Below are 26,959 nucleotides of genomic sequence, written 5' to 3'. Positions count from 1 at the left end.
TAGTAGGGATGATGGGTATGGAGCTTCCAGCAGTAAAATGGATAAATGAATTAAAGAGTTTGTTCTTCAATCAGATGTATGAGACTAACGGGCATATGGTATATGAGGAAGTTGTGGGAAACCTGCTCTCAGAGATCAAAGCTCTCTTTGGGCTTGAAGAGGTTACGCTTTATAGGTGGAACGATTGGAAACAACAGTTGTATGCTGAAGTTTCAACGAATCACGGATATAAGGATTCATTTGAAGATTCGTACGTCTTGTGCATGAATTTTGAAGCATTATTGCACAAAAGAGTTTTTTACAGCGATTTTCCAATGAAGGAGTTTAAAAAGTACAGCCTAATCCTTCCCATGAGAGATCACAGACAGGCACTGGGTCTTCTTGCGATTTTGGAAAAGGAAGGGACGAATCTCCCGGCATATGGATCTGGCTACTGGGAAGAGGTTGCTTCTGAATGTCTAAAGCTCATTCAAGCTGCATCCAGTGTTTCCAAGATTGTTGCGGAAGAAAAAAGATACAAACAGCTTTTTCGGGTTACGGAAAAGTTTCATTCATCCATGAGCATGGATGCGGTCCTCGGAGAGATTATATCAACCCTTAAGGAAGTATATCCTTCTTTTACATATTATTTGCTCCTCTCCCATGATAATAACCATGAGAATCTGCCCATTAAGGATTTGGAATATGACAGTGAGAACGTGGCAGCAATGCAAGCCTATGTAGCAGGCAACATCCAGTTTGAAGATTCTCTTGCCGAACGGAAATCAGTGCTTTATGCGCCACTCAAAGGAAAGCAGGGAGTTTATGGGGTACTGCAGGTCATTGCACAGGATACTCTGGTATTTCCGAAGAACGAAGTGGAATTCATCACTCTTTTAGCTAATACCGCAGGCAGCGCCCTGGAAAATGCTCAGCTTTACCAGCAATCGAAACGGTTAATTTCGGATCTTCAGCTGATCAACGAAACTTCTCATCGACTAAATTCCAACTTGCGTCTGAGCGAGACGATGAATTATATGAAAGAGCAAATCCGCAAATCGTTCAAAGCCGAAGAAATCGGTTTTGTAATGATCACCAATGCTGAAACGGAAACGGCAGTGCTGGGCAGCACAGACTTTTTTCAAACAGCTGGCGCGCGTGAATACGTCACATACGTAAGGCAAAAAATAAGCAAGGAAAAGGACTCGCTTTTTATCGGCGATTTGCGTTTGCAGTGCCCGGAAAAAGAAATAAAGTACAGGTCTATCATGGCTGTTCCTATGGTTCAAAGCGACGATTTAAGAGGATTTGCTCTTGTTATGCACCGTGAACCCTATTATTTTTCATTCGAAATGTTTAAACTGCTCCAATCCTTAATTCATCATTCCACGCTTGCCCTGGCAAATTCAATGCTTCGGGAAGAGCTTGAAAAAATGGTGATAACAGATCATCTTACTGGCCTTTACTCCCGAAGCTACCTGGATGAGCGGCTGCAGGAGTCGATGAAAATTGATGAAGAAGGAACCTTTATTCTTATTGACATTGATAACTTTAAGATCGTTAATGATACATATGGCCATCAGACGGGGGATGATGTCATAATACAGGTGGCAAACCTGATAAAGTCCAATATCAGGGATACGGATGTAGGAGCCCGGTGGGGTGGGGAGGAGCTTGCCATCTATCTGCCAAGGGTAAGTCTGGAGATAGGTGTCTCAATAGCAGAACGGCTGCTGTTTAAGGTAGCAAGTATGGCTGAACCCAAGGTAACGATTTCTTGTGGAGTATCATACTGGAAGAATTCTAGGGTGGATTCTGCAAAGGAATTATTCAGAAGAGCAGATGAGGCATTGTATCGTGCCAAAAATTCCGGAAAGAATAAGGTGCTGGTTCAATAAGCACCCGCTTGTGATAGAAAATTTATTAAGGGAAATTACAAGGCGAGAAAGCTGGCGATTTTAATATTAGAAGTAAGAAACCCCGGATCGCTTAATCCGGGGTTTCTTTTATGTGAGATAGAGTATTTTTTAACAAGTACATATGTCTAGCTCCAGCGCCCAGGCCCGACGCACAGGACAAGGAAAGCTACGGCAGCGATACATCGCACGAAAACAAAGCGTTTAGCTTTGTGAGGACGTGCTAGTGCCGACGTTGCCACAGGACCAAGGTTGTAACATGGTTTTAGTTACAACACTGGCGACCTTAGCTGTTCTTCCTCTGTAAGAAGGTGCTGGCAGACCTTAGTCGATGTTCCTTTTACCCGGGCGCTTACGCATTACTTTAAAGATACTTAGCAAGTTCAGCAGTAAATTGTTCCAGCATATGCTGGTCGATTTCATTAAACCTTCCCTTTATTGGGCTATCAATATCAAGCACACCGATTAAGTTTCCATCTTTGATCAGAGGTATGACGATTTCGGATTGGGAGGCCGCATCGCAGGCAATATGCCCCGGGAATTGGTGAACATCTTCTACGCGCATCGTTTTTCGTTCAGCAGCAGAGGTACCGCAAACTCCTTTTCCAAATGGAATACGAACACAGGCTGGAAGACCCTGGAAAGGGCCGAGCACCAATTCTTCCCTATCCACAAGATAAAATCCAACCCAGTTGATTTCGTCAAGAAATTGATTAAGCAGGGCAGCTGCATTGCTTAGATTTGCAATTGAATTGCTTTCATCCTCAATCAGGGCTACTAACTGCTTTTGCACCATTCGATAATTTTCTTCTTTTTTACCTTTATATGATTCGACTTTAAACATTATTAATCACCTAACCTCCGCAAAAAATTACAAACACGATAATAAATTGTCGAGAACTTCTTAAAGGATTCCTGCTATAAGAGAAGAATGTAGACCAAGAGGTGTATCCATCTCAGAAAGCGAGGGAATTCGCATGAAAAATAGTACATCCACAAAAGAATCCATTATTGAGGCCGCTCTTTACCTATTCCACCTAAAAGGGTTTCATGCAGCATCCATCCGGGATATCGCCGGAAGGGCAGGTGTAAATCCGGCTAATATTTCATATTATTTCAAAAACAAACATGGTTTACTAGAATATTGTATTGTTACGTATATGGAAGAATACACTGCACTGATGAACGAAACTGTTGCCAGAGCAGAAAACATTGGATCGGCAGCCTGTATGTTTGAAATGGTGCATAATATCCTTCACTTCCAGCGCAGGCATTTTTTATCGGCTCGTTTCATTTTTGGAGAATTCTCACTGGATTCAAACTTAAACCGAGAAATATTATCGACATATCTTGCCAAGGAACGATACTATTTTGAAGCCTTAATCGAACACGGGATTAAAACGAAGGCATTCCGGCCTGTCTCGGTCCCTTCTTTTATCCTTCAATTAAAGGGCCTTTTGTCAGCACCGCTTATCCATGCATCATACGCTGCCGAGCTGCTTCATATTTTCTCGCAGGAAGCTTATTATACAGATCAATACGCTAAGCAGGTGAACAGCTTCCTAAAAAGCAGCCTTATGATCGAAACAGCTGCTAAAACAACTTTAATGGAAATAAAGGCCTTAGCATAACTAATAAACAAAAACCATCTAAACCGACTCTTGATAATTACCCGCATTATTTCACATATGGTTCGTGTGCTTCTCCCTAAATTCCCGCAGCAGCTGACCATAGCCTTGCCCTAGATCCTTTGCTTGGTGTGCGTCCGATCCGAATACGAGCGGAACTCCAAGCTCCATTGCATACCGGGCAAATCGTTCAGGAGGATAAGGCTCCCGGCAAAGCGGTTTAACAAATCCGGCACCATTGTAATCCAGGGAAAGTTTACGGCTGTAAATTTTATCAATAAGCCGGAAGACTAAAGGGTCAAAGTTCCGCGAAACAGGATATGCCTTTTGAAATTTGTGGATCAGCGTCAAATGACCAATCCTTTTTGGTTTGTAAAGGCCAAGATCCTCTTCCACAGCTAGTTCCACTGTATCATAGTATCGTTGATAAACCGCCTCTGCAGACCCGTAAGAAGACACAATCCCGCCAAACATATCGGCGCTATAATCAATGCAATGCCAGGACGAGCCGTCTCTTATAAAATGTACAGAAAGGATGCTGTCATCAAGATAGGGTCCTGTTTCATCAAGCAGTTCCTTCGTTTCCTTTTCAAATCCTTCGATAAAATCAACTTCAAGGCCGATGCGAACTGCTAAGGCGGTTTTATAATAATCCTTAACGCGTGCAGCTTCTTTTAAATAAAGAGGCAAATTGCCCGGTTTCATCCCGCTGTCTTTTTCTGGTATTGGCTCAGGGAAGCTGACTGGGAGGGGGGCATGCTCAGTAAATGTGATCTCCTTGATCCCCAGTTCGAAGGCTCTTTCAATGTAATCCTCAAACCTATCCTTTGTTCCGTGCGGACAAAAAGGGCTGTGCACATGCTTGTCAGCAATCAACAATATCCCTCCTTAAAAGGTAAATTTAATGCATTATTTCATAAAAAAAATCATTTTTCTAGTCAAAAATTGTCGTTTACATGGTATCATAAAAGCATTGTAATCGAACATTTCTAAAATTTGATATATATGGTTTTGTTTTGTTGTAGAACAGGGGGCTTAAGATGGAATACATAATAGGTGCAATAATCGTCATTTTGACGTTGATGATATGGGGCTATGTTTTAAAAAAGAAGCATTTCAAAGAAATTGACCGGCTTGAGAGCTGGAAAATAGATGTGATGAACCGTCCAGTCCTTGATGAATTATCCAAGGTAAAACAGCTGAATATGACCGGAGAAACAGAAGAAATGTTTGAAAGATGGAGAAATGAATGGGATTCCATCATCACCGTGTATCTCCCGGATGTCGAAGAGCTGCTGTTTGATGCAGATGAATATGCAGATAAATATCGCTTTAAGCGTTCAAGCCAAGTTCAAAAACAAATAGAAACGAAATTAGAGGAAATTGAAGAGGGCATTCAAAAAATCCTCCATGAATTAAACGAGCTGGTCGGCAGCGAGGAGAAGAATCGGACAGAGATTGAGGATCTAAAGGAAGTATACCGTACTAGTAAAAAGGCGCTCCTGGCCCACCGCCACACTTATGGAAAAGCGGCATCCAGGCTGGAGACACTCCTTGATGAGGTTTTGGAAGTACTGAAGGAGTATGAGGAATCTACTCAAAACGGAAACTACCTTAAGGCCAGGGAACTTGTCCTGACAATCAAATCCATGCTTGACAGCTTAGCAGCAAAAATGAAGCTTATCCCTCAGCTTTTGATAGAAATTCAGACTGCTATCCCGTCCCAGCTGGAAGAGCTAAAAGAAGGATATCAGGAAATGAACGCACAGGGATACAGCCTGGGCCATATTTCATTTGAAAAAGAGGTAGCCTTTCTGGAAGAAAAACTTCAGACGTATGAAGAATATACAGAAAATGCTGAGGTAGGGGAAGTAGAAAAGGGTATTGAAGAAATACTTGAGAGTATAAACGTGCTTTACGATCTTCTTGAAAAAGAAGTGCTGGCCCGACAGTATATTCAAACAAGTGAATCACAACTCAAGGAAGAGATCTCAAACCTAGAATATGAAAGTGATAAGCTAAAAATGGAAACCGGGTTGGTCCAGCAGAATTACCACCTGACAGAAAGTGAAATTGAAGCACAGCGTAAAATAGAAAAACAGGTAGCGCAGTTATCAAAGCGGTTCCAGCTGCTTGAGCTAAAGCTAAAAGAAGGCTCTTTGGCCCATTCGGTTCTCAGCGATGATATGAAAGAGGTTGAGTCCATTGTCAGTGAGATGAAGGAGCAGCAGCAATCGTATTCTGATAAGCTTCATGCCCTGCGAAAAGATGAGCTGGATGCCAGAGGTACGTTAACTGAACTAAAAAAGAAAATGGCAGAGATCGGCAGGTTAGTTTCAAAGAGCAATGTCCCCGGGGTGCCTGAGCAATATAAGGCCTACATAGCAGAAGCAAAGGAAAGCCTTGATGATGCGGGAGTCAAGCTTGAGGAAAGTCCGCTGGATATGGCTTCTGTCCATATTTATCTTGAAAAGGCTGTCACTACGGTAACAAGGCTTAATGAATTTACCAGAGAAATTATCGAGCAAATGTACCTGGCAGAAAAGCTGATCCAATATGGAAACAGGTATCGCAGCCGTTATCCTGCTGTAGCCGAAGCCCTGCGGGGAGCTGAGGAAAAGTTTCGGAATTTTGAGTATGAGGCTGCCCTTGAAGAAGCAGGTACTGCTATTGAAAAAGTTGAGCCCGGTACGCTAAAAAGGCTTGAAGCCGGACAGGCGGAAGTTTTTTCTTAAATTAAGCACAGTTCGGATTGTCATAACTTTTATAGTCAAAAACCTTACAGCCCCCTCCTGGGAATAGGAGGGGGTTTATATTAGGGATTAGAATAAATAGTCGGGACTATGTTATAGTTAATGGATGCGGGTAATCGCCCAAGACATTAGGTTTTACTAATAAGCTGAAAGAATAATGGAGGGGGAAGCCCTTGATTTATTTTGATAATAGTGCCACAACTAAACCATTTCAGGAAGTGATTGAGTCTTTCGTTAAAGTTTCGAATGAATTTTTTGGAAACCCATCTTCGCTGCATGGCATGGGTGCAAATGCTGAAAAATTGCTGTCACAGGCCCGGAAGCAGATCGCAGGGATTTTGCAGGTGAAGGAATCTGAAGTGTTTTTTACTTCGGGAGGAACGGAAGGAAATAATATCGCTATAAAAGGTGCTGCGCTTTCACGCAGCGGCAGAGGCAAGCACATTATTACAACTGAAATTGAACACGCTTCAGTGAGGGCTGCATGTGAGCAGCTTGAAGCAGAGTTTGGTTTTGAAATTACCTATCTTAAGCCTGGCCGGGAAGGCAAAGTATCACTCACTGATCTAAAACAGGCAGTAAGGGAAGACACAATTCTTGTTTCTATCATGCATGTTAATAATGAAGTAGGCTCCATACAGCCAATTGAAGAAATTGGGGCAATACTAAAGGAGTATCCAAACGCATTATTCCATGTAGACCATGTGCAAGGTGCAGGGAAAATCCCTTTGCATTTTAAAAATACTGATATCGATTTATGTACGCTGTCGGCTCATAAATTTCATGGATTAAAAGGAACTGGTGTTTTATTTATCAAAGAAGGGCTCCGACTTTTTCCGCTGTTTTCCGGCGGAAGCCAGGAATCTGGCATCAGAAGCGGAACAGAAAATGTCGCAGGTGCAGTCTCGGTTGCCAAAGCGCTTAGACTGGTGAACGAAAACAGGGAATCAAGCCGCCAAATAAAAGAAGTGAATACTTATTTAAGGGAATGTCTTGCCCAAATTAATGGAATTGAGATAAATAGCCCGGAAGATGCGGTCTCCCATATTCTGAATTTTTCGTTGCCCGGGATTAAATCAGAAGTTTTCGTCCATGCGCTTGAAGAAAGAAATATCTTTGTATCGACGACAAGTGCCTGTTCTTCCCGGAAAAAGTCGGTAAGTAAGACGGTTTATAGCATGTTTGCGAGTGAAGAACGGGCTGAGAGTACGGTAAGAATATCATTGTCGTTTCAGAATACCATGCAGGAAGCACAAGCTGTTGTTCAGGCGATAACAGAAACAGTAAGTAAATTAAAAAGTATAATGAGGTAATGACATCATGAAATATGATCATATATTAATCCGATATGGTGAGATTTCTACAAAAAAAAGAAATCGAAAAGGCTTTGTGGATAAGCTGAAAAGCCATATAAAAAGGGCCCTTCAGGATTTTGAGGCGATACATGTAGAGGCGGACCGGGATAGAATGTACATCCATTTAAATGGAACCGGCCATGAGGAAATTGTAAAAAGAATTAAAGGAATCTTTGGTATTCAGTCCTTCAGCCCTGCCTTGAAAATTGAAAAAAATGAAGAAGCCATGAAAGAAAATATCCTTCGTTATGCGGAATCGTTAAAAGGCAGATTTACAACGTTTAAAATTTCAGCAAGGCGGGCAGACAAGGAATTTCCTTTTAATACTGACGAAATTAACCATATGCTCGGGGGACATTTGCTTCGCAATCTTGATGGCATTAAGGTAGATGTCAAAAACCCTGACTTAAATATCAGAGTTGAGGTGCGCAAAGAAGCTGTATTTGTAACAGGGGAAGTTATTCCTGGAGCTGGCGGCCTTCCGGTTGGTTCAGCCGGTCGGGCTATGTTAATGCTATCCGGTGGAATCGATAGCCCGGTGGCAGGCTTTTTAGCACTGAAAAGAGGAATTGAACTGGAATGCATTCATTTCCACAGCCCTCCATTTACAAGTGAGCGCTCAAAGCAAAAAGTAGTTGATTTGACGGAAAAGCTTTCAAAGGTATGCGGAAGCATTAAACTTCATGTTGTGCCATTTACAAGAATCCAGGAATTGATACAAAAGCAAATTCCGGAAAATTACACAATGACAAGTACAAGAAGGCTGATGCTGATGGTTGCGGATAAAATCCGTGAACATAACGATGGATTGGCAATAATTACCGGTGAAAGCCTGGGCCAGGTTGCCAGCCAGACTCTTAATAGTATGTATGCGATTAATGAAGTGACAGCCACTCCTATCCTTAGACCGCTTATTGCGATGGATAAAACCGAAATTATGGAAATTGCCAGGGAAATTGATACCCTCGAAATATCGAACAGGCCATATGAGGATTGCTGTACCGTGTTTACACCTTCCAACCCTAAAACAAAACCAAAGAGAGAAAAAGTTAATTTTTATGAAAGCTTTGTTGATTTCGAGCCATTGATCGAGGAGGCCGTAAGCAATATTGAAGTATTGATGCTCAGTGAGGCCAGGGCAGCACAGGACGAAAACGGGCTTTTTTAATGCCGGAGTCCAAGTGAAGTAAAATGCCTTTCATTTATTCATCTGAATGGAGCAGTTTCAGCCGGAAATTTTTATTTCATCCATAAGTACCAGATTTATTGGCTATCCACAGCCTTTAGCTCGGAATTATTGTGAACAATTACCAGTTAAGATAGGAATTATGTCATGTGTGGTTACACATTCTATGTTCACAAGGAGGTGAATAACACATGGCAAGAAACAACGCTTCAAGACAGTTATTAGTTCCTGGAGTTCAACAGGCAATTGATCAAATGAAATTTGAAATTGCTTCAGAATTTGGAGTGCAATTAGGTGCAGACACTGCATCCCGCGCTAACGGTTCTGTTGGTGGAGAAATTACAAAGCGTTTAGTTCAAATGGCTGAACAGCAATTAGGCGGATTCCAAAGATAATTTTATACTGATGGCTGCAGGAAGCGGACTGATGTCCACTTCCTTTCTTTGTTTTAAATCCATTAAGTTCGGCAGTTCAATTAATGGACAAACATTAGCTAAGTATTCTATAAATAATTATTTTCAATTTTAAATATTTTATTAATTTTGTATAATAAGGGAGTGGTAAGACCAATGGGGGGGATTAGGAATGAAACGTGAAGATTTACTAGCTCCGAATGATTACAATTTAGTTAGTGAGGTTGACCGATTTTCGAAAGATCCCAATAAAGTTGCCCTGAAATGGGAAAGTGAACTTGGAGATAAAAAAGAAATTACATATGCCCGGCTTATGGATGGCGCAAACAGAATTGGAAGCGTTTTCCTGGATTCCGGACTGCAAAAAGGGGATACAGTTTTAATCATCATTCCGCGGCTCATTGAAGCCTACCAAGTTTATTTGGGAGCGCTTAAAGCTGGATTGGTTGTCATCCCAAGCTCTGAAATGCTCAGGGCCAAGGACCTGCAATACCGGATTACCCATGGTGAAGTAAAGGCCATCGTCAGTTATTATCCATACGTGGACCAATTTGCCGAAGTAAAGGAGGCGGCACCGCTTCAAAAATTCGTAGTCGGCAGCAGTGCAGACAATTGGCTAAATTTAAATGAAATGATGAAACATGCGCCTAATGTACTGGTGGCAGCAGAAACAAAAAGCAATGATATGGCATTCCTTTCCTATACTTCTGGGACTACAGGCAATCCTAAAGGCGTAGTACACACGCACGGATGGGCATATGCCCACTTAAAAACAGCGGCAGCGAAATGGCTTTGTATTAAAGAAAATGACACCGTATGGGCGACAGCTGGCCCTGGATGGCAGAAATGGATCTGGAGCCCATTTTTATCTGTGCTAGGTTCAGGCGCGGCCGGACTCGTATATATGGGCAAATTCGACCCGCAAAAATATTTTCAGCTCCTTAGCGATTACAATGTTAACGTTTTATGCTGTACGCCGACGGAATATCGCCTGATGGCAAAGGAGGACAATCTTTCAGATTACAGCTTCCCGAACCTCCATAGTGCGGTTTCGGCCGGGGAGCCTTTAAACAGGGAAGTTATTGATACATTTAAAAAGTATTTTGATGTGGAAGTGCGGGATGGCTATGGCCAAACGGAAAATACGCTTCTTGTCGGAATTACAAAAGGCATGGAAATAAAACCAGGCTCAATGGGTAAGCCGACCCCGGGCAACAATGTCCAAATCATCAATGATAATGGCGAGCCATGCGCTGCAGGCGAAGTAGGCGACATTGCTGTCCATAAAGAAACGCCTGCATTATTTAAAAATTATTTTAAAGATCCAGAGCGAACTGCCATGCAGTTTAGAGGAGACTACTATATCACCGGCGACAAAGCAAAAATGGATGAAGACGGCTATTTTTGGTTTGAAGGACGCGGAGACGATATTATTATCAGCTCAGGCTACACGATTGGGCCTTTTGAGGTAGAGGACGCACTTGTCAAGCATCCATATGTTAAAGAATGTGCGGTGGTGGCTAGCCCTGATGAAATTCGCGGAAGCATTGTAAAAGCCTTTATCGTTCTCAGAGAAGATGTTGATGCAGGAAACCCTGACCTTATTCAATCATTGCAGGATCATGTGAAAACAACGACAGCACCTTATAAGTATCCTCGAAAAATAGAATTTGTTGACGAGCTGCCAAAGACGACATCAGGAAAAATCCGCCGAATTGAATTGCGCCAGCGGGAGCAGCAAGCTTTAAAACTATGATCCTATACTTTCTGGAAAGCAGTGCTGGACATTCTGGCACTGCTTTCTACTGATATCAGTGATACCAGAAAAAGCATGCCAGTGATTTTACGCAATCCACAGACATTGCTATTTTAGCAGGAGCCGTTGGCATTTCAAATTTTCGTTAAAAAAATAGAATTGTTTACTACTTTTTAGTCAGAGAGGTTCTAACATATGGGCACATTATGGTTCGGCGGAAAGATTTATACAATGGAGGCTGAAAATACAGAAGTGGAGGCTGTATACACCGATTCGGGCAGGATACTTAAAGCAGGATCACTGATGGAAATTCGAAAAGTCTTTCATTCAGCTATTACAGACGAAATACATCTTAATGGAAATACGATGCTTCCTGGACTAGTTGATAGCCATATGCACCTAATTGGTCACGGTGAGAGATTAATGAGGCTGGATTTATCATCTTTAAAAAGCAGGCAGGCGGTATTGGAGGCTGTGAAGGATAAGTGCAGCCAAACAGAAAAAGGGGAATGGATTATTGGTGAAGGCTGGAATGAGAATGAATGGGATAGCCAAGAACTTATTCACCTAGATGATCTTGATAAAATATCGGATGAACATCCTATTTTGTTAAAACGCGTCTGCCGTCACGCGCTTGTTGTAAATTCATTTGCCATGAGGCTGGCAAATATAACAGAACAGACAAAAAATCCTGCTGGTGGTGTGATAGGCCGTAATCAAGACGGCAGGATTAATGGTCTGTTAAAGGATCAGGCACAGGAGCTCCTGCTTTCCTGCCTTCCGGATATTTCTGGTGATTACCTGACTAAAGCACTGAGAACAGCTATATCCGATTGCTATCAATTGGGGTTAACAGGCGTACATTCGGAGGATTTACATTACTATAATGGTTTTTCGTCAACTTATGAGGCTATTTATAAGGTTATCCAAGAGGAAGAGATGAAGTTCCGTACAAATCTTCTTGTGCATTATGAGGTTGTGGAAGACATGGCCGAGTCAGGACTTAAAGAAGAAAGCGGATCCCAATTTATTGAGCTTGGAGCAATGAAAATATTTGCAGACGGCTCCCTTGGGGGAAGGACAGCGCTGTTAAGCCATCCATATGCAGATGACCCAGAGACCAATGGAGTTGCCATCCATTCACGAGAAGAACTGGCCCTGCTAACAGCAAAGGCACGGAGGTTTGGTATGCCTGTTGCGATTCATGCAATCGGAGATTTGGCGTTTGAATATGCCTTGCATGCAATCGAAACACATCCGCCTTTAAAAGGACAAAGGGATAGGCTTATTCATGCTCAGGTGTTGAACAGAGAATTAATAGAAAAAGCAAAAAGTCTCCCCGTTATATTTGATATTCAGCCTATTTTTGTAGCTGCGGATTTTCCATGGGTCATAGAAAAAATCGGCCAGGAGTTTATGAAATACGCTTATGCTTGGAAGACCCTCATAAATCAAGGGATAGTTTGTGCTGGGGGATCAGATGCCCCTGTTGAAAATGCCAATCCGCTGCTGGGTATTCATGCAGCCGTAACAAGGTCAAAGCCGGGTAAGGAGAAAAGAGAAGTGTTTGCGGAAGAACAATGCCTCTCAATGTATGAAGCTGTCAGTTTATTTACGAAGGGGAGCGCTTATGCAGCGGGGAGAGAGCATGAAAGCGGCCAAATTAAAGAAGGTTTCTTGGCTGACTTTACAGTTTTGGATAAGGACATTTTTAAAATTGATCCAGATGAATTGCTTGATATAAAAGCGGTAATGACTGTGGTGGATGGGGAAGCAGTTTTCACTTCATCTAAACTTAACAGAAAAAAAGATAGCAATAATTCATAACACCCCTTATAATAAAAGTTATTTCGAGAGTAGAAATATTTTTTTCAAGAAGCGTAGATTCTATTAAAATGTGTAAACATTTTGATATGTTGCCTCATCCAGGGTGATACGCTGTTATTAATAGGAGGTCCTTATGAAGCTATCAAACGAGAAGGAAGGGGCGTTTTATGCTGCCCTATCCTATCTGCTGTGGGGGATAATTCCAATTTATTGGAAGTGGCTAGACCATGTATCAGCAGGTGAAATATTGGCCCACCGTGTGTTCTGGTCTTTTGTATTTATGATAGGCCTGCTTTTATTCACAAAAAAATGGCCGCAATTTAGGTTGTATCTGAAGGAAATTAAGCAAAACAAAAAGAAATTCTGGGCCTTATTAATTGCTTCGCTTCTAGTGACCGGAAACTGGGGAATTTTTATATGGGCAGTCAATTCAAACCATATTCTTGAAACCAGTCTTGGGTATTATATTAATCCTTTGGTAAGTGTGCTTCTTGGTGTTGTTGTTTTAAAGGAGAAATTAAGCGGTGCACAGATATTTGCCTTTTCCCTTGCCGGGATTGGAGTGCTAATTTTAACAGTCCACTTTGGCACATTTCCCTGGGTTGCACTCAGTCTGGCGATTACCTTTGCTCTTTATGGGCTGGCGAAAAAGCTGATCAATGCTGATTCATCAATTGGCCTGACACTTGAAACAATGATGGTGACACCTCTCGCCCTTGGGTACATTATTTATATTTTATTCACGGGAAGCTCCATGTTCGTCGGGACCATTTCCACCAGCCTTCTGATGGTGGGCGGCGGTATCGTAACAGCCCTGCCGCTGCTTTACTTCGCTAAGGGCGCTCAGAAGATTCCGCTGTCCATGCTTGGCCTGCTGCAATATATCGCCCCGACCCTGCAGCTGACAGTCGGAGTATTCTTGTTTCATGAATCATTTACAAAGGTTCATTTATTGGCATTTTTATTTATTTGGAGCGCCCTGGCGGTATATTCCCTTTCACGGATAAAGTGGTTCGGGAAGGGAACTGCCAAGCTGAAAAGAAAAAGCAGAATTGGTGCATAAAATATAATCAAAAACTCGCACTGCAGTATATATGGCAGGCGAGTTTTATTTTTGTGCAGTAAAAGATCGAAAATTGACTTCTAATTTTATATTAGTTTTCTATAAAAACGTCCGCTTAACCTTTTCCCAGAAAGAGTTATCCTTTAGTTTAACAGTTTTAATGATTTTGCCGCTCAGTTTTGCCTGGATACTCTCTATATGGCGCATGCTCATGGCTTCGTTATCCATTCCGATTGTAGGGAAGTTATTTCCGTCCTGGACCACTTTTAGGGTAAGCACCCTGTCACTTCCAAGGATGAAAGGAGAACCAAGGGTCCGGTAGGTATTGTTATTTAATGAACCAAGCTCACTGACCTGAAAGCATGGCAGCGTCGGATCGACAACGGCACCATTTACGGATTTATTGTAAGCTGTGCTTCCTGTTGGAGTAGAAATAACCATTCCATCCCCGCGGAAGGTTTCAAAATGAATATTATCAATAAAAACTTCAAGTACAAAGGTTTTAATAATGGAAGAGCGAATGCTCAGTTCATTTAAAGCATAAAACGATGGTGTATTATCAAGGGTAATTTCAATGGTCGGATACCGGCGGACCTCAATTTGTTCCCGGGTCATTGCTTCAATCATTTTTGAGGTATCATTTAAGTGGAAATCGCAGTACATATTTAAATTTCCGGTAGTGGAAATGCCAGCATACAGGCAGTCGTCACGGAACCCTGTTTTTCTTACAGCCTGAAGGAAAGTCCCATCACCGCCAATGCTCACAATCACATTTGCCTGACGGAAATCGCTTACAATTTGGAAGGAATACCGCTCGGCTATTTCGGATAAATGCTGGACCTTTTCTAGCATTTCAGAGGATTTATTGTGGTAAAAGTAAACGTTTCTCCGGTTTGGCATTATTGCATTCCTCCCTTAAAAATGAATTTCTTTTCCAAAAGATGTATTGTTTGCTACAATATTGGAATGTGTACATAGTGTATCATGTTTTGAAACATTTTAATATTTCAAACGTATAGGATATGTACTTTAAGTGACAGGGAGGATAGGTACATGAACGGTAAACGCTGGGCAGCGCTTGGTATTGCTGCCGTATTATTTGTTGTTTCAATTGTCATGAGTGTTGCAACTTCTTTTTTCTTTACAGACTCAGAAAGCGCAATCGCAGAATTCTTTTCTTCTGAGACTCCTTATCTGGAGGAAGTAATCGAAGAAGGAGACGAATTTAATAAAATTGCTGTATTGACTGTCGATGGAGTGATTCAGGATACTGGGGAGGCCCCATCCTTTATGGGAGGCGGCGGATACAGCCATCGCTCGTTTATGGAAAAACTTGAGCTTGTAAAAGAGGATGATGCTATAAAAGGCCTAATCCTCCAGGTTAATTCGCCAGGTGGAGGCGTAGTTGAGAGCGCAGAAATACATGATAAAATTCTCGAAATTAAAAAGGAGACAAAAAAACCTGTCTATGTCTCGATGGGTTCAATGGCGGCTTCCGGAGGCTACTATATTTCCGCACCGGCTGACAGGATTTATGCCAGTCCGGAAACGCTGACAGGTTCTCTTGGGGTTATTATGCAGAGCATGAACTATGGAAAGCTAGCGGAAAAATATGGGGTTGAGTTTGTCACCATCAAGAGCGGTCCATTTAAGGATATTATGAGCCCTACCCGTGAGATGACGGAGCCAGAAAGAAAGATTCTGCAGGACATGATCAATAATTCCTACCAGCAATTCGTATCCATTATCGCCGAGGGCAGGAATATGCCGGAAGCTGAAGTAAGAAGGCTGGCTGACGGCAGGATTTATGACGGCAGACAGGCAAAGGAAGTAAATTTAATTGATGATTTCGGTTATCTTGAAGATGTTACGGATGCCATTCGAAAGGATTTAAAGCTGAAGGATGCCCAGGTTGTCCGCTATACTGATGAAATGGGATTTGAGTCACTATTTTCAATGGCTGCCAATAAGCTGGGTGGAGAGAATGCGGAAATGGCCGGAATCATGAAACTGTTATCAAAATCGAATTCTCCCCGTTTGATGTATTTATACTCGGAATAGGGGGAGAGAAGATGACGGAAAACAATCATACCTGGACAGATGGCAGCCAGCCAGAGCAGGAAATAAAAACGGAAAACAAAACAGCTCCTCTCCAAAATCCTTTGATGCAAAACTCTGCTGAAGAGGAGGAGCGGATAGGGATAAATGAAAGTACACCTCAGGAACCTCAAAACAGCAGTCTCTTATTTGCGGGTTTCTGGATGCGTTTTTGGGCTTATGTACTTGACCTGATTATAGTGGGCAGCATAGACAGGCTTATATTCAAGCCGCTTTTAAAGGCTTCTGGAATGAATCACTTTGATACAGCTATTTTTTCACCGGTGACAATCGCTTCTGCAGTGGTTTTCTATTTGTATTTTGTATTGATGACAAAGTATCTTGGCCAAACGCTTGGCAAAATGGTATTTGGTCTCAAAGTTGTTGGTCTGAAGGGAAATAGGCTATCCTGGGGAACAGTGCTATTCAGGGAATTGATCGGAAGATTTATCTCAAAGACTACCTTTATTGGTTATATAATTGTTGGTTTTTTACCGAAAAAACAGGGATTGCATGACATTTTTGCTGATACAGCTGTGGTTTTGGAAAAACGGTAGCCCTGCCAACAATCGGAATAGATGAACCTGCTGGTCCTACAGCAGGTTTATTTTTTTTTGTTTAGACGATAATGAATGGATGAAAATCTCCGGAGACGGAAGTGCCGTATAAGTGGATCATAGCTGCAGAATGCTGGCAGGGTTTGGATAAGCTAGAACAGTTGCTGCCATAGGAAATGTTGCAAGTTCCAGCAAGGATATAAGGCTGAAGCTATGGGAGAACAGATTCAAATCAAAAGCCAAACTATTCATCTGTATCCTGTTTTTTGCGGATAAGAATGAAATTTTTTATGGGTTTTTATACTTTCCTTTCCAATAAAGGTGGTGAAGCTATTGATTTGGCTGCTGCTGATTCCAGCCATATTGTTAGTGCTGTTTGGATTCATTCTTTTAGTTAAAGTGAAAATTGAAATTAAATATAGTCACAGGGAAAAGCAGGACCGATGTATTATTGTCCTGAAGGCATTATTTGGAATCATAAGATATAAATTATACGCTCCAGTGATGGACAAAGACTCTTTAACAAAAAAAATAAAAAGCGGAGACCGAAAAGCAGAGGAAGTCGGCAGCAAACGTTTCTCCTTGGAGGGGATGATCAAAGCATTGGATGATGAATCACCGGAGGATTTGTCATCCATGTTATCCATTATCCAGAATTTCATTGCTGCCGTGCGAATCAGGAAATTTCAGTGGCACTCGCAAATTGGAACTGGAGATCCTGTCCAGGCAGCTGTGCTTGCCGGAACGTTCCTTCCCCTGAAGGGAATTCTGCTTGGGATTATAAGCAGGTTTTTTCGCATTAGCTGTGTACCTTCTTTTTCTGTTACCCCAGAATTTAACCGTCCTTTTCTGGAAGTTAACTTTATTTGTATAGTCCAATTCCGAATCGGGCAGGCTATTCGAGCAGGAATTATGCTCTATAAGCTAAATAACAGCGGTCAAGCTGAAGCAAAAACAAAAGCTTTTTCCGCGGTTGATGCCGCTGATTGAGAGTCTAGTATGCTGGAGGAATGAATATGTCGAATCACCCTATTGAAGGTTTAATGACAACAGCGATGGAAAACCTAAAGGAAATGATAGATGTCAATACAATCGTCGGGGATCCTGTTGAAACGCCAGATGGAAGTGTTATCCTAACCGTTTCAAAAGTAGGGTTTGGTTTTGCAGCGGGAGGAAGCGAATTCAAAATGGACAGCCGCGGCGGAGGTTCCCAGGAAAACCAGCCGTTCGGCGGAGGAAGTGGCGGAGGGGTATCCATCACCCCAATCGCGTTTTTAATTGTCGGATCAAAGGGAGTTAAACTGCTGCATTTAGATCAGAGCACTCATTTACTGGATAAAATACTGGATGTGGCCCCCGCGGCCATCGAAAAAATTCAATCCATGCTATCGAAAAATGGACAAAGGCAAGATGGAAATTCCCAATCTTCTAAAAAAGAAAGGGTATCCTCCGATAACGGTAAGGGTAATAAAGACAAATCGGAAAATGGTTCTAAAGATGAAAATAGTAAAAAGAAAAAATCTGAAAGTGATTCAGATGATGAATCAACTGATTATGATTTTTAGGTAGCATGATTTCTGAACAGCTACTGATAATGCAAATCCTCCTGCGGCAAAATTTGCCGAGGGGATTTTTTGCATTTATTTAAAGGGTTTGAATGAAAAATGAAGAATATATGCTATGCAGACAGAAATGAGCAATCCATGGGGAGCATGTTTTTGGCTCAGTGCAGCATGGGAGAGAAATAAGGTATTTTCATTGCAAAAAGATGGTATACCGAATATCATTGACACTGTACATAGGTTAAAAGGGAGGAATTTTAATATGGCATCCATTACATTTAAGAACAACCCGGTTACACTTTTAGGAAATGAAGTAAAGGTTGGGGACCAGGCACCAAATTTCACTGTATTGGCAAATGATATGTCAGAGGTTACTTTAAATGATACGAAAGGGTCAGTAAGAGTAATTTCTGTCGTTCCTTCTATCGATACAGGTGTATGTGACGCTCAAACAAGACGCTTTAATGAAGAAGCATCCAATCTTGGCGACGTAAAAATCCTGACAATCAGCGTAGACCTTCCATTTGCTCAAAAGCGCTGGTGTGCAGCTGCAGGAATTGAGAACGTGCAAACTCTTTCCGATCACCGCGATCTATCATTTGGAGAAGCATACGGTGTACATATTCAGGAGCTTCGTTTGCTGGCTCGTGCTATTTTTGTTATTGATAGCAGCGACAAGGTGACTTACGTAGAATATGTAAGCGAAGCAACTAACCACCCAGACTATGAAGCAGCAATTGAAGCAGCAAAAGAAGCTAAATAATTGAAATGACGCAATGAAAAGACAGAGTCCCCGCCGGAATTTGGCGGGGATTTTCTTTGGTAATTAATTATCATTTAGTACTGCCGCCTAAACATGTGCTGCTGTTTCGGCAGCAGTCGGGATGGATCCCAAACTTGCGCTGTATTTTACTTTACTGCTTAATCATTTTGCAGAGCCTCTATAGAATTTGGAAATCAGCAACAGGTAGTTAGACAAGGGGAAGAAGCCGACTTTTTACTGCAAAAGCCATACAGCTTGTGTCCAGGTTCCCCGAAAGCTACAATAGAAAAAGAAAAAATAGAGGAGGAAAAGCCGGTGAATTTTACCCCGATTGAAGAATTGTTTCGCGTATTTGACGAAACTGCAAATATATTACAAGAAGAATTGGATTGCACCTATCTGGAAGCACTAGCCGAAACTGGGGAGAATATTTTCCACGGTGATGTAATTCAGGATGAAATCAGTGAACTGAATCGTAAGCATCTGCAAAAGCATTACGGAGAAATTAAGATAGAGAAATTTAGCAAGGAAGAAATACGCAAAAGCTTTCAGCTTGCTATTTTAAAGGGAATGCAGCAAAATATCCAGCCAAATCATCAAATGACTCCAGATGCTGTAGGAATGTTTGTGAGTTATTTAGCGGGGAAATTTATGAGTAAAATTGCTGCCTTTACTCTTCTTGATCCTGCCGTTGGTACTGGGAATCTGCTATTCACTGTGATGAATCACTTGTCCGATAAAGATGTTCATGCGGTTGGATCTGATGTGGACGAAACCCTGATCAGGCTATCATACGTCGGAGCGAACCTGCAGGAGCAGTCTGTCCAGTTTTTCAATCAGGACAGTTTGGATCCGCTTTTTGTAGACCCGGTGGATGTGGTGGTCAGTGATTTGCCAGTCGGATATTATCCGAATGATGTGCGGGCCGCAGATTACGAAATGCAGGCTGATAAAGGGCACTCGTACGCCCATCATTTATTTATTGAGCAAAGTGTCCGGCATATAAAGGAGGGTGGATATTTATTTTTCATTGTCCCCAACAGCCTTTTTGAATCGGAGCAAGCCCCTAAACTAAACAGTTTTGTAAAAGAATACACCTTCATTCAGGGAATGGTCCAGCTCCCAATATCCCTATTTAAAAATGAAGCAGCTGCTAAAAGCATTTTAATACTCCAAAAGAAAAAGGAAGGTCTCCAGGCTCCGAAAAAAGCAATGCTTGTAAGTTTGCCAAAGATGTCTAATCGCGGAGCAATGCAAACAGTAATGAATGATATGGATATCTGGTTTAAGGAAGAAAAATAATATTTTTTAAAAAGGGCTTGAACTTTCTGAATATAATTACTTTCTTATGAAAGCGATAACATGTTTGCCGGGTTCTTGATAAAAAACAGCTTCAATGTTTAAATGATTACTTGAAGTGGAAATTTTGTGCGTTAATACACAAGCTATTAAGATGCTGTATCGGATTATATGCACAATTCAAAGGAGCGGTGTCATGTCAAAAATCATAGCCATTAATGCAGGAAGTTCTTCTTTAAAGTTCCAGCTTTTCGAAATGCCAAGCGAGGGAGTCATTACAAAAGGGCTTGTTGAACGAATCGGTTTAAATGATGCGGTTTTTACCATCTCCGTTGGGGATGAAAAAATAAAAGAAGTTACTTATATTCCTAATCATGAAGTTGCTGTTAAGCTATTGCTTGAAAAGCTGACAAAGCATGGCATCATTCAATCATTTGATGAAATTGATGGGGTTGGCCACAGGGTGGTCCATGGCGGTGAAATCTTTACTGATTCTGCGCTGATTACAGATGAAGTACTGGAACAAATCGAAAATCTTTCTGATTTAGCCCCTCTTCATAATCCTGCGAATATTACCGGCATTAAAGCATTCCAGCAAATTTTAGGGAACGTTCCAGCCGTAGCGGTCTTTGACACGGCATTCCACCAAACAATGCCTGGAAGCTCTTATTTATACAGCCTTCCATACGAATACTATAAAAATTACGGAATCCGTAAATATGGTTTCCATGGAACTTCACATAAATATGTTTCGCAGCGTGCAGCTGAAATGCTTGGACGCCCACTTGAACAGCTGCGGCTGATTTCATGCCATCTGGGCAACGGAGCCAGTATCGCTGCAATTGAAGGCGGAAAGTCGATCGATACTTCGATGGGCTTTACACCACTAGCAGGAGTGACAATGGGTACCCGTTCTGGAAACATTGACCCAGCTCTGATCCCATTTATTATGGAGAAGACAGGAAAGACGGCTGATGAAGTGCTAGATGTCCTTAATAAGGAAAGCGGCATGCTTGCTGTTTCCGGTTTCTCAAGTGATCTTCGCGATATCGAAATAGAGGCTGAAAAAGGCAATGAGCGAGCAGAGCTGGCTTTGGAAGTATTCGCCGGACGTATCCATAAGTACATCGGGTCTTATGCAGCAAGAATGAGCGGAGTAGATGCTGTTATTTTTACAGCAGGAATTGGTGAAAACAGTGAAACAATCCGTGCAAAAATTCTTCGTGGCCTTGAGTTTATGGGTATCTATTGGGATCCTGCACTTAACAGAACCCGAGGCGAGGAAGCATTTATCAGTTATCCTCACTCACCTGTTAAAGTTATGGTTATCCCGACAAATGAAGAAGTTATGATTGCCCGGGATGTTTTAAGAAAATCCGGAATTTAATCCCAACTTATAATCAATCAAAAAACACAACCTTCTGTCATGTTCTCAGACATTTTAGAAGGTTGTGTTTTTTTACCAAATAAATTATATAAATCAATGGGTAAATTTTACTTGGTAAACATGTATGAATATTTTTTCTCGCCTCTAAAACTATTTAGTCTTATGAGGAAATGAGGGTGGTGAAATGGAAAATAAGCAAACGAGTCAGCCAAAAGATACAGGTAAATTAACCGATTTCCACTATGGAACATATAAGGATAGAGCTTCTGAAATAATGGCTTCTGAAGAGGCAAACGAAATGAAAACCACAAATAGTATGAAGCAGGAGTAAGGGGCTATAAAGCCTCTTTTTTAGGAAACATTACGAAGCCAAAAGATCATGCCGCTCTCAATTGCTGGATTAAAAACCTTCTTGATGATCTCAAAGCAAGTTGGAGGTTATTTAAAAGTTAAACAAAAAACGCCAAAAATGGCGTTTTTGTATTATCTGCGATTCTGCTGATTACCCATTGCATTGCTTACACTATTGGTTGTTTGATCAATGACGTCTGCAGTTTTATCTACAGCAGTCATGGCAATGTCTTCGGTAGCCTGAATAGAATTTTTGGCAGCGTCAAATGCTACATCTGCACCATCTTTTACCCTTTCAGCTACATTGCGTGCAGCACCGTTTCCATTTTTTTGATTGTTCATGTTTTTTCACCTCCCCAAAGACTATGATGTACAGTTCAAATTGAAACTATCCTGGTTTTTAAAGTATGGTTTGGTGTGCACTGTAAATGAAAGACCGGAAAAGCTCTATTATGCTATACTACAGGTAGAATCAGCCAATTGGTTTTGGGGGGATTGGATATGGCGTTAACTGAACGTGAAACATTGATTTGGAATGAAATCAGCGGCTGGGAAGAGAAGCTGTTTCAATATGAACCAACAGATTTGGAAATTCTTTATGAAAAATGGCTGGAGCAAACTTTTTTACTCTTACCGGAAGAGATAAGGGCACAATTTTTTGCAAAGCTCGACAGCTGGCTGTTTCACTTGCATGCCATGGTGCAGAGCTCACAGATCCAGTTGGATGCGAGAGAACGGTTATTGTCTTCAGCAAGGGTATTCAGCCCGGAGGTTATTTCTATTGATGATATGAGGGAGCTGTCGATTGACCAATTAAAATACATAGCAGACCAGCAAATTGCTCGTCATCGCCTGTATTCCTTTGCACAGGGCGGAATCAGCGGAACAGGCGGAGTAGTCCTGCTCGGCAGCGACATCCCTGCCATGACCGTTATTAATCTTAGGGCAGTACAGCTGGTTGCCATGACATATGGAGTCGAGGTAAACACGCCATTTGAGATGACTATGGCTCTAAAGGTGTTCAGGGCCGGAGCAATGCCAAGACGTTTGCAGGGATACGGCTGGGAGGAATTGATTCAAGAGACAAACAAAGCTGATGATTATTATTTTTACGAAGGAAAAGAAGAATTGACGGATGCCTCGTGGCTGGAGCAGCCGTTAAAGCAAATTTTGAAGGCTGCGGCTATTACAATTCTGCGGAAAAAGCTTTTTCAGGGAGTGCCTCTTTTAAGTGTTGCAATAGGAGCCGGCTCGAATTACCGAATGACACGCGGAATAACAGAGTTTGCCCATAAATATTACCAATACCGCTATTTACTAAAGAAAAGAGGGGACAATTAATGAGCGTTAGCCAGCATAAAAATGATGCACCGAAACAGATTAATTGTATGGTAATAACGGTCAGCGATACGAGGACATCGGATACAGACAAAAGCGGCAGGCTCATGATCGAAATGCTAGAGAAGGCCGGCCATGCTGTAAAGCTATATGAAATTGTCAAGGATGACAGTGCTGAAATTGAAACTGCGATACAACGGGGCTGTGAAAATGAGGAAGTGGAAGTTATTCTTACGAACGGCGGAACAGGAATAGCCAAACGCGACGTAACAATTGAAACGGTGCAAAATGTACTTCAAAAAGAAATACCAGGTTTTGGCGAGCTGTTCAGAATGCTCAGCTACACAGAGGATATAGGATCGGCTGCACTTCTTTCCAGGGCCGTTGCCGGAGTCGCAGCAAACCGGGCTATTTTTGCAGCGCCTGGCTCAACTGGTGCCGTTCGGCTTGCAATGGAAAAGCTGATTTTGCCTGAATTAGGCCATGTGGTGGAAGAAATTCAGAAAGATTTAGACTAGACCTTTAAGGCTTGCTCCAATTAGAAGGATTCAAGGTTAGCGAATATAATCTGTCGCGTAATTATTAATTAGTTTCGCCTAATTAATGAGATTTTGCCTTAAATAATTTTAACGAGTAATGCCACTGAACCTGCCTGACTTTTTAGCAGGATTTCTCAATATCCTTTTTAAGAATATAATTTAATACAATTCGTACAGAAAAATAAAAGCAACAGCGGCCTCTTTCCGGTCATATTGGAAAAGAGCCGCTGTTTTGTTTTTAAGTGCGATGTAAACTCAATTAGACGGTAATTCCTTTTTTACATTTTTCCAAAGCTTGGGCAAAGTCCTGCACCATGTCATCGGCATTTTCCAGCCCTGCCGATAAACGAAGCAGGCTGCTGCTTATTCCCCTGCTCTCTCTTTCCTCTGCCGGCATGGCAGCATGTGACATTTTAGCCGGATACGATAAAATGGATTCCACCGCACCAAGGCTCACCGCGAAAACAGGTAATTTAACATGTTCAATAAAGGAACGAAGAACACTCTCATTTTCCAATTCAAATGACAGAACGGCCCCAGCACTTGTTGCTTGCTCCTGCTGCACTGCATACTGCGGATGATCCTTCAGGCCGGGATAATAGACATTTCTGACCAGGTCATGCGTTTGTAAAAAATGAGCTAATTTATCAGCGGAAGCCACAGAATGAGCGAGACGAACATGAAGGGTTTTAATTCCTCTCATGACAAGCCATGCATCCTGTACACCGAGAACGGCGCCAAATGAATTTTGCAAAAATCCAAGCTTATCTGCCAAAGCAGGATCCTTAACTACAGCAAGTCCTGCTACAGTATCGCTATGGCCAGACAAAAACTTTGTGGCGCTATGAAGGACAACGTCTGCACCGAGCTCAAGAGGTTTTTGCAGAGCTGGTGTTAAAAAGGTATTATCAACAAATGTAAGTGCCCCGTGCTCCTTTGCGATTTTGCTTATTTCCTTAATATCCGTCACTTTAAGCAATGGATTAGAAGGCGTCTCTACGTAAAATAACTTTGTATTTGGCTTTATGGTACGCTGGACAGACTCAATATCGGTCATGTCTGCAAAAGAATGAGAAATCCCAAATCGGGTAAGAACCTGGGTGATCATTCTGAACGTTCCACCATAAACATCATCCGTAATAACGACATGGTCACCGGAAGAAAGGAGCAGGAAAGCTGTAGAAATGGCGGCCATTCCTGAAGAAAAAGCAAAACCTCTCGTTCCGCCTTCCATTTCAGCTATCAAATCCTCCAATGCTTCCCGTGTCGGATTTCCGCTCCGGCTATAATCATATTTGCCAAAGCTGTCGATATCATATTGATGGAAGGTAGATGCATGGTGAATTGGAACGCTTACCGCACCGGTCACCGGATCAATTTTATGGCTGTTATGGAGAATGCTGGTTTCAAATGAAAACTCTTTTTCAGTGGGCATCTGCAGTTTCCTTTCTAACGTTAATAAAAGCCTGTTCAAGGTCGCTGATTAAATCGTCTGCATCTTCAATTCCGACAGAAAAACGGAGCAGCCTGTTACAGACTCCTGTCTTCAGCCGGACTTCCAAAGGGATATCGGCATGTGTCTGGGTAGCAGGGTAGGTGATAAAACTTTCTGTTCCGCCTAGGCTCTCTGCAAAAGTAATAAGTGATAAACCCTGCAAAAATGGGTTTACATCAGCTTCATCTCGAACCCGGAATGAAATCATTCCGCCCCTGCCTGGGTAAAGAACATCCTCAACCAGACTATGGTCTGCCAAATAATCAACTAGAATTTTCGCATTTTTCTCATGCTTCTCCATTCTCAGTCCGAGTGTTTTCATACCTCTCATGACAAGCCATGAATCAAACGGGCTTAATACGGCTCCAGTACCGTTATGGTGAAATGCCAGTGAATCGCATAATTCCTTTCCTTTAGCCACAACCAGGCCTGCAAGGACGTCATTATGGCCTCCGAGATACTTCGTAGCACTGTGAATGACGATATCGGCACCAAGCTCAATTGGCTTCTGCAGCAGCGGGGTGTAGAAGGTATTATCCACTATGAGCAGGATTTTGTGCTGTTTGGCAATTTTAGCAATGTCTGCAATGTCAGCCTGTTCCATGAGCGGATTTGTCGGTGTTTCCAGAAAGATAGCTTTCGTTTGCGGCGTAATAGCGTTTTCCACTTCATCAGGATATTTTGGGTTTACATATTTGCTCTCAAGGCCCCATTTCTTAAAGCCCTGTTCTAAAATCCGATATGTCCCTCCGTAAAGGTCGCTGCTGACAATCCACTCATCGCCAGATTTAAAATGAGACAGAACTGTAAGGATGGCGGCCATTCCTGAACTGCAGGCAAACCCTTCATCCCCGCCTTCCAGATCGGCAATAGCCCGCTCCAAAATCTGCCTTGTCGGGTTCCCTGTCCGAATATAATCATAGCCGGTTGACTGTCCGATACCTTCATGCCGGTATGCCGTCGAAAAGTATACTGGCGGATTGACCGTTCCTGTCTCCTTATCGCTCCGATTGCCAATTTGCGCTAGCTTTGTATGTATATTTACCATTCATTCCACTCCCTAAATAAAATAAAAAAAGTCTTCTTAAGAAGAAGACTTTTGAATAAACATGGAACCGAAGCCATCTTCTTATCTCCCAAGTTTTTTAAAACTTGCTGGAATTAGCACCTTTTCACTGATCAAACCGAGCGTGAAGGTTGCTGAGGTGTCATCGGGCCAGACCCTAAACCTCTCTGGATAAGAAAAACAAATATTCAATTTCTTTAGAATTTACTACAGTAAAGAGTGCGTGTCAAGGAATACTGCAAATGGCTAAGCTTATTTTTTGAAAATTAAGTATGCATCTTTCCGCTAACTGTTTGATTGACACGGTACCAGAGCCATAATTCGTTGATGGTGGATGCATGCTCGGCGATTTCTGTATTGAGCCGGCAGGATATCTCAAAATTGCCTTCATTGGAAAGGAGGGACTGCTTTTCGTTAATAATACGTTCAAGATCCTTGATCCTGTCAGGAATTGTTCCGCGGATCTTCTCCCATTTGATCAATATGTTCTGCTGAGTATCCTTGCTATATTCACCCCATTCTCTATCAAAAACAGGAACAGCAATCCCGAGCCGATCATTAAAGCTGAATATTTCTTCCATCTCTTCGCCTCCTCATAAGCTCCATCCGGTTTGACAGGAATGCATTCC

Annotated in this window: 26 protein-coding genes and 1 riboswitch; of the genes, 19 read left to right on the top strand and 7 right to left on the bottom strand. The window is 42.0% G+C overall.

Translation table 11 applies throughout. The annotated features are described in order from the left end of the window. Window positions 1-17: 17 nt before the first annotated feature. Window positions 18-1,877, top strand: coding sequence for a sensor domain-containing diguanylate cyclase (locus tag CVD28_RS25370; RefSeq protein WP_257985979.1), 1,860 nt, complete (start codon window positions 18-20; stop codon window positions 1,875-1,877). A gap of 382 nt (window positions 1,878-2,259) precedes the next feature. Here the strand turns inward: CVD28_RS25370 and CVD28_RS25365 are convergent, their stop codons facing one another. Next, entirely contained in the window at window positions 2,260-2,739 is a 480-nt protein-coding gene (locus CVD28_RS25365; protein WP_101597457.1) for a GAF domain-containing protein, read from the bottom strand. A 133-nt stretch (window positions 2,740-2,872) separates the two neighbouring features. Between CVD28_RS25365 and refZ the strand changes: the two genes are divergently transcribed. Beyond that, entirely contained in the window at window positions 2,873-3,526 is a 654-nt protein-coding gene (gene refZ, locus CVD28_RS25360) for a forespore capture DNA-binding protein RefZ (protein ID WP_101597456.1), read from the top strand. 51 nt (window positions 3,527-3,577) lie between these two features. Here the strand turns inward: refZ and hisJ are convergent, their stop codons facing one another. After that, complete coding sequence (gene hisJ, locus CVD28_RS25355) at window positions 3,578-4,399, bottom strand: histidinol-phosphatase HisJ (protein WP_101597455.1); 822 nt, start codon at window positions 4,397-4,399, stop codon at window positions 3,578-3,580. A gap of 164 nt (window positions 4,400-4,563) precedes the next feature. Here hisJ and ezrA point away from each other — a divergent pair, with 164 nt between their 5' ends. The 7 genes from ezrA (at window position 4,564) to rarD (ending at window position 13,876) form a co-directional block, all read left to right on the top strand. Further along, entirely contained in the window at window positions 4,564-6,258 is a 1,695-nt protein-coding gene (ezrA, locus tag CVD28_RS25350; RefSeq protein WP_101597454.1) for a septation ring formation regulator EzrA, read from the top strand. 191 nt (window positions 6,259-6,449) lie between these two features. Next, entirely contained in the window at window positions 6,450-7,589 is a 1,140-nt protein-coding gene (locus CVD28_RS25345; RefSeq protein ID WP_101597453.1) for a cysteine desulfurase family protein, read from the top strand. 7 nt (window positions 7,590-7,596) lie between these two features. Next, the gene (gene thiI, locus CVD28_RS25340; protein ID WP_101597452.1) at window positions 7,597-8,799 is read left to right on the top strand and encodes a tRNA uracil 4-sulfurtransferase ThiI; all 1,203 of its coding nucleotides are present in this window, start codon (window positions 7,597-7,599) and stop codon (window positions 8,797-8,799) included. Window positions 8,800-9,008: 209 nt separating this feature from the next. Continuing rightward, window positions 9,009-9,212, top strand: coding sequence for an alpha/beta-type small acid-soluble spore protein (locus tag CVD28_RS25335; RefSeq protein WP_101597451.1), 204 nt, complete (start codon window positions 9,009-9,011; stop codon window positions 9,210-9,212). Window positions 9,213-9,402: 190 nt separating this feature from the next. Next, window positions 9,403-10,986 carry an acyl-CoA synthetase MbcS gene (gene mbcS, locus CVD28_RS25330; RefSeq protein ID WP_101597450.1) on the top strand — a complete coding sequence of 528 codons (1,584 nt, stop codon included), beginning with the start codon at window positions 9,403-9,405 and terminating at the stop codon, window positions 10,984-10,986. A 195-nt stretch (window positions 10,987-11,181) separates the two neighbouring features. After that, window positions 11,182-12,813 carry an amidohydrolase gene (locus tag CVD28_RS25325; RefSeq protein ID WP_101597449.1) on the top strand — a complete coding sequence of 544 codons (1,632 nt, stop codon included), beginning with the start codon at window positions 11,182-11,184 and terminating at the stop codon, window positions 12,811-12,813. Window positions 12,814-12,946: 133 nt separating this feature from the next. After that, the gene (gene rarD, locus CVD28_RS25320; protein WP_101597448.1) at window positions 12,947-13,876 is read left to right on the top strand and encodes an EamA family transporter RarD; all 930 of its coding nucleotides are present in this window, start codon (window positions 12,947-12,949) and stop codon (window positions 13,874-13,876) included. A gap of 99 nt (window positions 13,877-13,975) precedes the next feature. Here the strand turns inward: rarD and CVD28_RS25315 are convergent, their stop codons facing one another. Continuing rightward, window positions 13,976-14,776, bottom strand: a complete 801-nt coding sequence (locus tag CVD28_RS25315; protein WP_101597447.1) for an NAD kinase — start codon at window positions 14,774-14,776, stop codon at window positions 13,976-13,978. Between the two features lie 153 nt (window positions 14,777-14,929). Here CVD28_RS25315 and sppA point away from each other — a divergent pair, with 153 nt between their 5' ends. From sppA to CVD28_RS28375, 8 genes are all read left to right on the top strand, one after another. Then, window positions 14,930-15,937 (top strand): signal peptide peptidase SppA, encoded by a 1,008-nt coding sequence (gene sppA / locus CVD28_RS25310; protein ID WP_101597446.1) that lies wholly within the window; start codon window positions 14,930-14,932, stop codon window positions 15,935-15,937. A 104-nt stretch (window positions 15,938-16,041) separates the two neighbouring features. Beyond that, entirely contained in the window at window positions 16,042-16,530 is a 489-nt protein-coding gene (locus CVD28_RS25305; protein ID WP_101597566.1) for an RDD family protein, read from the top strand. Between the two features lie 333 nt (window positions 16,531-16,863). Then, window positions 16,864-17,520: a DUF2953 domain-containing protein gene (locus CVD28_RS25300; RefSeq protein WP_101597445.1), complete on the top strand. Its 657-nt coding sequence runs from the start codon at window positions 16,864-16,866 to the stop codon at window positions 17,518-17,520. A gap of 26 nt (window positions 17,521-17,546) precedes the next feature. After that, on the top strand, window positions 17,547-18,095 hold the full coding sequence (gene ytfJ, locus CVD28_RS25295) for a GerW family sporulation protein (RefSeq protein WP_101597444.1): 549 nt from the start codon (window positions 17,547-17,549) through the stop codon (window positions 18,093-18,095). Window positions 18,096-18,354: 259 nt separating this feature from the next. After that, window positions 18,355-18,855, top strand: a complete 501-nt coding sequence (gene tpx / locus CVD28_RS25290; protein WP_101597443.1) for a thiol peroxidase — start codon at window positions 18,355-18,357, stop codon at window positions 18,853-18,855. A gap of 315 nt (window positions 18,856-19,170) precedes the next feature. Continuing rightward, window positions 19,171-20,157 (top strand): class I SAM-dependent methyltransferase, encoded by a 987-nt coding sequence (locus CVD28_RS25285; protein WP_101597565.1) that lies wholly within the window; start codon window positions 19,171-19,173, stop codon window positions 20,155-20,157. A gap of 193 nt (window positions 20,158-20,350) precedes the next feature. After that, window positions 20,351-21,541 carry an acetate kinase gene (locus CVD28_RS25280; RefSeq protein ID WP_101597442.1) on the top strand — a complete coding sequence of 397 codons (1,191 nt, stop codon included), beginning with the start codon at window positions 20,351-20,353 and terminating at the stop codon, window positions 21,539-21,541. A 184-nt stretch (window positions 21,542-21,725) separates the two neighbouring features. Continuing rightward, a complete protein-coding gene (locus tag CVD28_RS28375) occupies window positions 21,726-21,872 on the top strand; it encodes a hypothetical protein (RefSeq protein WP_180954312.1) in 147 nt (48 codons plus the stop codon). 152 nt (window positions 21,873-22,024) lie between these two features. On the opposite strand, the gene CVD28_RS25275 is transcribed toward CVD28_RS28375, so the two are convergent. Next, entirely contained in the window at window positions 22,025-22,234 is a 210-nt protein-coding gene (locus CVD28_RS25275) for a hypothetical protein (RefSeq protein ID WP_101597441.1), read from the bottom strand. A 159-nt stretch (window positions 22,235-22,393) separates the two neighbouring features. On the opposite strand from CVD28_RS25275, the gene CVD28_RS25270 reads away from it, so the two are divergent. Further along, entirely contained in the window at window positions 22,394-23,233 is an 840-nt protein-coding gene (locus CVD28_RS25270) for an EcsC family protein (RefSeq protein WP_101597440.1), read from the top strand. Next, on the top strand, window positions 23,233-23,748 hold the full coding sequence (locus tag CVD28_RS25265) for a MogA/MoaB family molybdenum cofactor biosynthesis protein (protein WP_101597439.1): 516 nt from the start codon (window positions 23,233-23,235) through the stop codon (window positions 23,746-23,748). Before CVD28_RS25270 ends, CVD28_RS25265 begins: the two co-directional genes overlap by 1 nt. Before the next feature lie 280 nt (window positions 23,749-24,028). Here the strand turns inward: CVD28_RS25265 and metC are convergent, their stop codons facing one another. The 3 genes from metC to CVD28_RS25250 form a co-directional block, all read right to left on the bottom strand. Continuing rightward, window positions 24,029-25,204: a cystathionine beta-lyase gene (gene metC, locus CVD28_RS25260; protein ID WP_101597438.1), complete on the bottom strand. Its 1,176-nt coding sequence runs from the start codon at window positions 25,202-25,204 to the stop codon at window positions 24,029-24,031. Continuing rightward, window positions 25,194-26,312, bottom strand: coding sequence for a methionine biosynthesis PLP-dependent protein (locus CVD28_RS25255; protein WP_101597437.1), 1,119 nt, complete (start codon window positions 26,310-26,312; stop codon window positions 25,194-25,196). The genes metC and CVD28_RS25255 overlap by 11 nt, the downstream gene beginning before the upstream one ends. A gap of 78 nt (window positions 26,313-26,390) precedes the next feature. Beyond that, window positions 26,391-26,508: riboswitch (SAM riboswitch) on the bottom strand. Window positions 26,509-26,596: 88 nt separating this feature from the next. Beyond that, complete coding sequence (locus CVD28_RS25250; RefSeq protein ID WP_101597436.1) at window positions 26,597-26,911, bottom strand: hypothetical protein; 315 nt, start codon at window positions 26,909-26,911, stop codon at window positions 26,597-26,599. Window positions 26,912-26,959 lie beyond the last annotated feature (48 nt).

The sequence above is a fragment of the Bacillus sp. M6-12 genome (genome assembly GCF_002860285.1).
In the GTDB taxonomy this organism is placed as follows: domain Bacteria; phylum Bacillota; class Bacilli; order Bacillales; family DSM-1321; genus Peribacillus.
Note: the sequence above shows the minus strand (reverse complement) of the source record. Positions and strands in the feature narration are given on the sequence as shown.